Raw genomic sequence first — 10,024 nt, forward strand, 5'->3', positions numbered from 1 at the left:
TATGGAAGCCCTGGAGAGAGGCCATCGCGTCAGCTTTGTGGCTATGGATACCCTCCTCCATTTACTCAAGACACAAGACATTACACGAACATCGCAAGCTCGCATGAGACGTATTCTAGGTTCGGATCTTGTGATCATTGACGATCTTATGTTCATGGCCATGGACAAGGGTAAGTCAAACATATTCTTTCAATTTATTAACAAGCTCTATGGTCAATCGTCAATCATTCTGACGTCCAATAAGGGACCAGAGGAATGGGGTGAATTATTGGGCGATCCGGCTATAACGACTGCGATTCTGGACCGTATTTTGCATAAGAGCGAGGTGATACAGTTAAGTGGAGATAGCTTTCGTCTCAAACACAAGGAAACCATATTTGGAAATTTTTAGGCGTTAAAGCTTATTTAGCGAAATCTGCTCAAAGGTACTTGACGGTTACAATATGATGTGAATTCACCATTTGATATACTCATTTGAAAATCACTAAAGAAATTTAAAAACCAATTAAAACCGGTTCTCCTAAGGAGTGGTCCGGTTTAATTGGATTTGTTTTTTTCATTTTTAGTAGGTACTTTCCATTAAAGTTGTGTCATCCGTAACAATTTTAACTCCGTTGCTAGTCCCAATACGAGTAGCTCCAGCCTTAATCATCTTTAAGGCAGACTCTTGATCCCGTATTCCTCCAGATGCTTTGACTTCTAGCTTATCCCCAACGGTAGCTTTCATCAATTCTACATCTTCAACTATAGCCCCACCTGTTGAAAAACCAGTGGATGTTTTAACGAAATGGGCCCCTGCTTCTTTTGAGAGCATGCACGCTCGCCTTTTTTCTTCCTCAGTTAATAAACACGTTTCAATGATCACTTTTACGGTCTTCCCCTTAGCTGCGTTCACTACTCCTGCAATATCTCGAAAAACAATTTCATCGTTCTTTTCCTTTAAGGCCCCAATATTAATAACCATATCAATTTCGGATGCCCCGTTTCGAATGGCATCTTCCGTTTCGCTAACTTTAACAGTTGTTGTATTAGCCCCTAATGGGAATCCTATTACCGTACATACCTTTACTTCTGAACCCTGTAACCATTTTGTCGCTAAAGACACAAAGTGCGGATTAATACAGACGGAAGCAAATTTAAATTGTCTGGCCTCATCACAAAGCTTTTCAATATCCTTACTTGTTGCCTCTTGCTTCAATAAAGTATGATCAATATAAGATGACAAATTTCGCATATTTTCCTCCTATTTCATCGGGGCAAAAACTGCCTTCTCATTGTAATAATCCTTTGCATTGGAAGAATTGATTAATCCAGTCCCCCCATCCACATTTTCTGGGACCTTTTCGCCCTTTGCTGCTTTAATGGCTGTATCCGCAGTCAAAACTCCAAGTTTAGCAGGGTCATTTAAAACGGTTGCACTATACTTTCCATCAATAATTGCTTTAACCGCTTCGGAAAGACCATCGATACCCACTACTTTAACTTTACTTAACATATTGTTTTGCTCCAATACTTGGACTGCTCCGAGAGCCATGTCATCATTATGTGCATAAACAAGGTTAACATCAGGATTAGCCTGCAATAAGTCTTGGAATGCTTTAACGGCTTTAGCACGAACATAGTCACAATATGGGCCCTCTACTACTTTTAATCCTTTTTCTTTATCAACGATTTCATGGAAACCTCCGTGACGGTCCATCATCACCTTACCACCGGCATCCCCCTGTAGTTCAATTATCTTACCAGTGGCTTTTCCTTCTCCTCCAAGTAAGGCCACAGCCTGTTTTCCAGCAATTCGACCCATTTCTTTATTATCCCTACCAACAAATGAAGTCACCTTTTCTTCAGTAGGACGATCTACGGTTATGACAGGAATGTTCGCTTGCTGAGCCGCTTGTAGAGCTGGAGCAACAGCGCTTGGATTCGTTGGATTTAAAATAAGAGCATTAATTCCTTTGGTAATTAAATCTTGAACATCTGAATTTTGCTTTTGAATATTGTTTTGGGCATCTACAGCGATTAGCTCCACGCCTTGTTTTTGAGCTTCTACTTTTGCCGCATCAACTAAAGAAACATAGAATGGAGACTCTAAAGTAACTTGTGAGAATCCAATTACAATCTTCTTGGCATCAGGTTTTGATGGGGATGAACCGGCACTAGGTGTGGAATTTGAACTTGAACAGCCTCCCAAAACCAAACTTCCTGCCAAAACAATCGTTAATAGAACACTTCCCCATTTTAATTTACTCATTATAATAGCCCCCTAGGATTTATTGTTTTTTTAGAATAAAACGATTCAATACTAATGCTAGAACAATAATGGCGCCCATTAGAATAGATTGGTAATAAGACGACAAACCTAGCAAATTAAAAATGTTTGTGATGATACTCATTAGCAGTACACCAACAAAAGTTCCTCCAACACCTCCCACTCCACCGAATAAGCTTGTTCCTCCCAATACAACGGCGGCGATAGCATCCAATTCAATTCCGCTGCCCGCCGTAGGTTGACCAACAGTCAACCAGGATGCTAACACGATTCCGCCAAGTGCAGAAAGTGTTCCACATATTACAAAGGTTGCAGTAATATATCGGTTAACCTCAATTCCAGATAGATGAGCGGATTGAGGACTGCCTCCTATGGCATATAGTTTTCTTCCAAAGGTTGTATAACGGAGTACTAAAATCGATATGATAGTTAAGACAATCCATAATAATCCAGATACAGGGATTCTATTAAATACATTTCCACCAAGTATACGGATAGAAGGCGGTAATCCTTGGATCGGAGTTCCATCCGTTGTCAATAATGCTAATCCTCTTGCTGCAACCATCATAGCCAGTGTAGAAATGAATGCTGGAACCTTTAGCTTGGTTGTGATAAATCCATTGACCAACCCTAATAACGCTCCAGAAAGTAGAGCTAATAATATGGCAAAAAATATATTTATTCCACTTTTTAATAGAATGGATAAAACCATTCCTGATAAGGCCAGTACGGAACCTACTGATAAATCGATTCCGGCTATAAGGATTACAAAAGTCATACCCAAACTTACAATTCCAACAACAGCCGATTGTTGTAAGAGATTAAGAAAATTTTGTACGCTCAAAAATTTTGAAGATAGCATTGTGCCAATAGCTATAAAAACCAACAATAGGATGAAAAGATTATATTTTTTTAGATGATGTGCGATATTAATTCTTGGTGACTCAGTCGACTGGAGTTTTTCTACATTTGCTTGACTCAACGTTATCCCCTCCTTTAACTGCTAAATGTAAAATTTCTTCTTTTTGATTTTGTGGATCATCAAATTCACCAACGATTTTTCCGTCGTACATCACTAAAATTCGATTACATACTTCCAAAAGTTCATTGATTTCAGAAGAAACAACAATAATACCTTTTCCTTGGGAAGCGACTTCTCTCATAACACGATAGATTTCATCTTTTGCTCCGACATCGATACCTTGTGTCGGTTCATCAAAAAGAAGAATTTCGGAATTATGAATTAACCACCTGGATATAATTACCTTTTGTTGATTTCCTCCACTCAGATTCATCATGAGTGTATCAGGGGTCGGCGTCTTCACTCTTAATTCGGAAATTGTTTTACTTACAACGTCTTTTACCTTATCTCTCAGTAAAACTGTAAATTTGGAAAGGTGACCATGGGAAGCGACAATAGCGTTTTCCCGTACAGATAAATGGAGCAGGGCACCTTCGCTTTTTCTGTTTTCTGGAACGAGTCCCATTCCTAGTTGAATGGCCTTACTTGGCTTTGTTATCTTTTGTTTGTTACCATGGATAAAAACAGAACCCTTCTTAATCTGATCCACTCCATATAACGCTTTCAAAACCTCTGTACGTCCTGATCCAACTAACCCATATAAACCAATGATCTCACCCTTACCAAGCTGCAGGTTAATATTGCTTAACTTATGATTGCTCAATGATTCTACACGCAGAAGCTCCTGAAAGGTACGTTTTGACGTTTCTCTTTTTTTCTTCTCTACCTTATGCCCAATAATTAATTCAATAAGCTCATCCTGACTTATTTCTTTAAGTTTCTTTGTTGCTACATATTTTCCATCCCTTAACACCGTAACACGATCACCAATGGTGAATAATTCCTCCAACTTATGAGAAATAAATATGATTGTAATACCTTGTCGTTTTAAATCCTCAATAACACGGTATAACGTATTAACTTCTTTTTCTGAAAGCGTCGTAGACGGTTCATCCATTACAATGAGCTTTGCATGAGAAGCAATGGCCTTTGCTAATTCCACAATTTGCTTATGTCCAGCACTGAGTTCGGATACCTTTTTTTGAACCTGAATTGGAATACCCAAGCGGGTTATAATTTTACTGGACTCTTCATTTATTTTTTTCCAAGACATAATCCCATATCTGGGTTTCATGTAAGTTCCCAAAAAGATATTCTCGGCAACAGTAAGATGTTCTATAAGGGAAAGCTCCTGATAAATAGTCGCAATACCTAATTCTTTACTTTGTGAAGGGCCCGTAATATCAACTTTTTTTCCTTGAAGAAAAATATCTCCTTCATCTTTGCTATAAACACCCGCCAGAATTTTCATAAGCGTTGACTTTCCGGCTCCATTAGCACCAATTAGGCAATGAACTTCGCCTGGGATTACCGAAAACTGAACTGAATCAAGCGCTTTCACTCCTGGAAATTCTTTAGATATGTTTTTCATTTCCAATACAGGTTGCATTACATCAGTACCTCCTTCCTCATATATTTCTCTTCTTCCATAAGAGGTAATAATTTTTCATGAAGCTGTATATAATTTTGGAAGCACCTTTTATACCTCTCATACGAAACACGATTCGTTTGATATATTCCTGAAGTTTTCGTCATCTTTTTAGATGCCTCAGATAGAGAAGAATACAATCCCAACCCATAGGCAGATATAACTGCACATCCTTTTGTGCCAGCCTCGGTTTCTTCCGCTACTTCTATGGGAAGTCCGGTAACATCGCTTAAGATTTGGAGCCAAAGCGAGTTTTTTGTCCCTCCTCCAGATGCGATAATACGTTGAATGGTAACGCCTGCATGTTTTATGCAATCGATAATGTTCAAGGTACCATACGCTACAGACTCCAGGATAGCCCTGAAAATATCGAATTTGGTATGCGCAAGAGTGAGTCCGTATATGTTTCCTTTAGCCCATGAATTCCGATATGGAGTGCGGTTTCCCTGCCAAGAATCCATGATAATCAAACCATTGCTTCCTGGCTCTATATCTTTCGCTTTAATCAATAAATCATTATAGACATTCTGCAACTCCATCGAATTTTTACCAGGATAGAACTGCTCCAAAAACCATGTAGTAAGTGAACCACAAGTTAATTGCCCACCCTCAATCAACCAACTATCAGGCAAAATGGCATCCTGATAAGGTCCCCACAATCCCGGATGAAACACCGCTTCCTCCGTATGGACCAAATGAACAAAACTGGTCCCCATAATTAAACTCATTTCCCCTGGTAGGGTCGCTCCTATTCCCAACATGCCTATATGAGCGTCGATTCCTCCCTGAAAAACAGGTATTCCTTCCTTAAGACCGATATCTTTGGCAGCAGCCAAAGATATCGTTCCAATCTGTTCCCCTACTGCTTTTACTTCAAGTGGCCATACATCCGCATACTCTTTAAAACCAATGGTCTTAAAAAATGATTCTGAAAACCCAAGACTTTTCAGATAATTCCATTTACACGTCACGTTACATAGAGAAGATACCCATTTCCCAGTCAACCGATAGTTAAACCAGTCTAATTGATCAAATATCTTATACCCTGGTTTTAACTTCCCTTGATTTTTTAACCACAATGTCTTTGGAGTCATCCATTCAGCAGAGACCTTGCCTCCCGAGTAGCGCAATATATCTTCCACATGTGGATCATTCATTTCATTTATAAAATCCGATTCTTCTGCTGCTCTCGTATCCATCCACAACATGGCATGGGAAACAGGGCGGCCGTTTTCATCTGCAACGAACACGGTAGATGAAGTGGCACAAACTGATACGGCTGATAGTTCTTTCAAATCAATCTCTGTTTGACATTTGGCTAGAACCCGTTTACATGCTTCCCACCAATCATTCGGATCCTGTTCACTTTGACCTGGAGCAGGATAACGGGTAGGGTATCCGGCACCACCCACCCATATTCTGTTCCCCTCGGTTGTATATACTCCTATTTTTAACCCTTGTGTACCTACATCGATGCCAAGAACCATCTTTTTTTTCATAGTTTATGGTCTCCTAATTTGGGAAAAACATAATTTTATTAAATACAATTTCCTTATTCCTTATTTTCCTAAATACCTCAGGTCCCTCATCAATCGTAAAACGGTGCGATACTATTGGTTCTGCTATTATTTTTCCTTCCCCCATCAATTCCGTTGTGTAAGTCCATTCTCTGCCTGGAAAAGGAGAAGAGAAGGAATTCCATGAACCATGAATGGATAATTCATATCGTAAAATTTGGTTTACCGATTCTTTACTCAATTCAAGTGATGAATTTGAAATACCTAGCAAAACAACTTTTCCCTTCTTGTCACAGGATAATACAGCCTGGTCTTGAGCAATCGGAGAACCCGATAAATCAATGGCAAAGTCCAAACCACCCAGTTGTTCTTGAATAACCTTAACCGGATCGTTTTCCCTCGAGTTAATCGTAATATCTGCACCTAATTTCTTCGCCAATTCCAACTTTTCATCATGGATATCAATCGCTACAATCTTACTTGCACCCAGTACTTTGGCAAATTGAATGGCGAACAAACCTATAGCCCCAAGCCCAAATACAGCCATCCTATCTCCACTCTTCAAGCTCCCTGCCCATAATCCATGAATCGCATTCGCCGCTGGATCAACCATGGCCCCTGCTTCAAATGAAACATTATCTGGAATTTCTATCATATTATTGGGATTTACCTTGATATATTTCGCCATAGCACCATCTGTTCGAGAACCATAATAATCATAGTCATCGCATAAGGAATATTGACCATTTGCACAATACGCACATTGCATACAAGGGACAAGAGGTGCAACTGCCACCCGTTGACCTTCCTTCCAGTCTGTTATTTTATCACCTACTTTAGCGATAACCCCTGCGAATTCATGACCAAGCGTTAATCCTTCATAGTACGCTCCTTTGTTCAAAACTCGTGGAATATCCGAACCACAGACTCCAACTGCCTTAACTTCAATAAGTATCTCTTCTTCTTTTATCCAAGGAATATCTACATCTTCCACCTTCAAATTGCCAGGTTCATATAACTTTAACGCTTTCATTTTTGGTATCTCCTTTTCTATAAAGTTTTAATACAGCCTTCGCCGTGTTTTCATCCGTAAATAAGGTATTGATGTAATTACCATTTAACGCACCAAGGATAGCAGAAGCTTTTTCTTCTCCACATGAGATAGCGATGGAATGATCTTTCCCTTTCAAATCTTCCAATTGCAAACCAATCGTACGATTATTTAAATCATCATCACATAGTCCACCGTAGATGTTATAAAATCTAGATAAAATATCCCCAACCGCTCCTTTATTTAATAATTCACCATAAGCGACTTCTGAAAAATAACCTGCTTTATATAAGATCGAATCATATGAGGTCTTCCCTATACCAAATACAGCAATATTTGCTGTTTTGCCCATTGATATAATCTCTTTAACAGAAGAATCTTGCATGATTGCAGTTGCAATTTGGTCAGAATCAACAATAGCAGGAACTGGTAGCATATAGGGCTGAGCTGGAATCACTTTTGAAAACTGATCAAGTATACCCATAGAACCTGTCGAATGTGAAGTGGTACTAACACTACCGTTCAATTGAACCACCTTCACTTCCCTTTTATTCATTGGTTCAAGGCTAGATGAAACATATGTTAAGGTGTTACCCCATGAGATCCCTAAAACATCCCTATCTTTAATAATCGAAGAAAGATACGAACTTAGTCCTTTCCCTACATCTCGTAAAATCAAATGATTATCTTCTACGTAAACCGGTGCTACGAAAACATGTTGTAAATCAAACGTTTCTTTCAATTCAGCAGCCAGATTACTAACAGAATCCAATGGATAATTGATAACAAAGGAAACAATACCTTCCTTTAAAGCGTTATCTAAAATACGACTCACTGTGGGCCTCGAGATATTTTCCTTTTCGGCAATTTCTTGCTGAGTCATTTTCAGCTCATAATACATCTTAGAAACTCGAATCATTTCCTGAATCGTATACAACTTTCTACTCCTTACTGAAATTTTGTTTAGCTTAATAAACATTTGTTCTTGAGAATTATTGTATTCGGGCGAGAGAAAAATTTCAACAAAATTTATAAAATTGAACATTGTTTCATATTGTTAGATTATTCACATTATTATTTGATGTTGTCGAGTAGAGTGTAGGCAACATTATTATTAAAACTTTAAAAAATCAATATCAAACACAATTAAAGATATTATCTTTTCTTGCCAGTTAGCCGAACAAGGAGGGATCCGAAGGATCTGGGGAAGGTGGTGATGGATAGAAAATATAAATAATGGCTCCGATTTCTCATTTAAAGTCAAATATACGAACAAAAGGGATTCTTTTGATGTACAATAAATTCAAAAAGGAGCGTAATATCAATAAAATTAATCCATTTTTGATATTCTGCTACCTTCTCACTTACCAGAAGGAAAGTTATCTTTGCTCTTAGAAGAGTTAAAAGAGAAAGTAAACGAATATAATGATTGGCAAGTTCCCAAAGATGAGGATATCATGCTGGAGTATCTTAATCGTACGGAAAGCGGCTCTTCGCTAATTACCATGATTGCACAATAGACATCCATGCCGTAACGCGGCACCAGCAGAAGGATGAAAATGGATCGACGTCGAAGTACCTTTTTACGGCTGGCGAAGGGAGGTCGTCACTCTATGGTGCTGCGAGCCCGTTCAATAGACAGACCCCAGCGACCAGGTGCACCACAGATTGTTGCTCCACTTTGGAAGCACGGAGGATAGATTAACCCGGATGGTTGTTGCACCAGCCCTTTAATCTATACAGCCGTAAAAGGAGAAGACTATGTACGTCGTATACAGTCACTGTTGCGGACTTGATGTTCATAAAAAGAACGTCGTAGCCTGCACGATTACCCCTGAGGGTAAGAGGTTAGGACTTTTTCTACCATGACGGATGATCTCTTACATCTTGTGAATTGGATCAAAACCAAAGGATGTTCGCACGTAGCTATGGAGAGTACGGCCTCCTTTTGGAAACCAATCTACAACCTGCTTGAACTGGAAGACATCCAAACCTTGGTCGTCAATGCCAAGCACATGAAGAATGTTCCGGGCCGCAAGACGGACGTAAAAGATGCAGAGTGGATTGCCGGTTTACTTCGCCATGGGCTGCTTCAAGGCAGTTACATCCCCTCCCGCGATCAACGTGAACTACGGGGACTGATTCGTTATCGTCGCAGTCTCGTCGATGAACGGGCACGGGAAGCAAATCGTATGCAGAAAGTTCTTGAAGGGGCCAATATCAAGTTGTCTTCCGTTGCAAGCGATATTCTCGGTAAATCCGGTCGTGCGATGATCGAAGCCATGATTGCTGGCGTAGAAGATCCGAAAACCTTATCCCGGGTTCGACAGTAACCCTCTAAAAGTAGGCACCCCTTTGGATGCTGTGGATAACTAAAATCCTTATGTGTCGCGGTTTTTGGGACTTTTCCACAGGCACTAAAATACTAAAAAACCTAAAAACATGTAGGCACTAAATTTTTGTGGATAACTCCGCTTTTTATTGTATTTTCTGTGGTATACATTGTATCATGTAGTTATGTACATACGCCAAATTTCTCGCAAAAACAAAAATGGAACCGTCACCCGGTATGTTCAACTCGCGCACAATGAACGCAATTCAGTTACAGGAACACCGCAAGCGAAGGTGCTTTATCATTTTGGTCGTGCCGATGAATTGGATACCGAGGGACTCAAGC

At 39.5% G+C, this 10,024-nt stretch carries 9 protein-coding genes and 1 pseudogene; 3 read left to right on the forward strand and 7 right to left on the reverse strand.

Annotated elements, in window-relative coordinates; genetic code table 11:
- A partial coding sequence (locus H525_RS0114675) for an ATP-binding protein (protein WP_027416816.1) occupies window positions 1-391 on the forward strand: 391 nt, incomplete at its 5' end.
- A gap of 171 nt (window positions 392-562) precedes the next feature.
- On the opposite strand, the gene deoC is transcribed toward H525_RS0114675, so the two are convergent.
- From deoC to H525_RS0114710, 7 genes are read right to left on the reverse strand one after another with little or no spacing between them, the layout of a single operon-like run.
- Window positions 563-1,234 carry a deoxyribose-phosphate aldolase gene (gene deoC, locus H525_RS0114680; protein WP_027416817.1) on the reverse strand — a complete coding sequence of 224 codons (672 nt, stop codon included), beginning with the start codon at window positions 1,232-1,234 and terminating at the stop codon, window positions 563-565.
- 9 nt (window positions 1,235-1,243) lie between these two features.
- Complete coding sequence (locus tag H525_RS0114685; RefSeq protein WP_035101404.1) at window positions 1,244-2,251, reverse strand: substrate-binding domain-containing protein; 1,008 nt, start codon at window positions 2,249-2,251, stop codon at window positions 1,244-1,246.
- A 19-nt stretch (window positions 2,252-2,270) separates the two neighbouring features.
- Window positions 2,271-3,251, reverse strand: a complete 981-nt coding sequence (locus H525_RS0114690) for an ABC transporter permease (RefSeq protein ID WP_027416819.1) — start codon at window positions 3,249-3,251, stop codon at window positions 2,271-2,273.
- On the reverse strand, window positions 3,214-4,740 hold the full coding sequence (locus H525_RS0114695) for a sugar ABC transporter ATP-binding protein (RefSeq protein WP_027416820.1): 1,527 nt from the start codon (window positions 4,738-4,740) through the stop codon (window positions 3,214-3,216). Before H525_RS0114695 ends, H525_RS0114690 begins: the two co-directional genes overlap by 38 nt.
- Window positions 4,740-6,278, reverse strand: a complete 1,539-nt coding sequence (locus tag H525_RS0114700) for an FGGY-family carbohydrate kinase (protein ID WP_027416821.1) — start codon at window positions 6,276-6,278, stop codon at window positions 4,740-4,742. Before H525_RS0114700 ends, H525_RS0114695 begins: the two co-directional genes overlap by 1 nt.
- A 13-nt stretch (window positions 6,279-6,291) precedes the next feature.
- The gene (locus tag H525_RS0114705; protein WP_027416822.1) at window positions 6,292-7,329 is read right to left on the reverse strand and encodes a galactitol-1-phosphate 5-dehydrogenase; all 1,038 of its coding nucleotides are present in this window, start codon (window positions 7,327-7,329) and stop codon (window positions 6,292-6,294) included.
- The gene (locus H525_RS0114710) at window positions 7,307-8,284 is read right to left on the reverse strand and encodes a sugar-binding transcriptional regulator (protein ID WP_051331063.1); all 978 of its coding nucleotides are present in this window, start codon (window positions 8,282-8,284) and stop codon (window positions 7,307-7,309) included. Before H525_RS0114710 ends, H525_RS0114705 begins: the two co-directional genes overlap by 23 nt.
- Before the next feature lie 622 nt (window positions 8,285-8,906).
- Here H525_RS0114710 and H525_RS27410 point away from each other — a divergent pair.
- Window positions 8,907-9,047 carry a hypothetical protein gene (locus H525_RS27410; RefSeq protein WP_155837317.1) on the forward strand — a complete coding sequence of 47 codons (141 nt, stop codon included), beginning with the start codon at window positions 8,907-8,909 and terminating at the stop codon, window positions 9,045-9,047.
- 61 nt (window positions 9,048-9,108) lie between these two features.
- Window positions 9,109-9,671: pseudogene (locus tag H525_RS24240) on the forward strand (IS110 family RNA-guided transposase); the annotation flags it as partial.
- Window positions 9,672-10,024 lie beyond the last annotated feature (353 nt).

The organism is Aneurinibacillus terranovensis DSM 18919, from assembly GCF_000430625.1.
GTDB lineage: Bacteria > Bacillota > Bacilli > Aneurinibacillales > Aneurinibacillaceae > Aneurinibacillus_B > Aneurinibacillus_B terranovensis.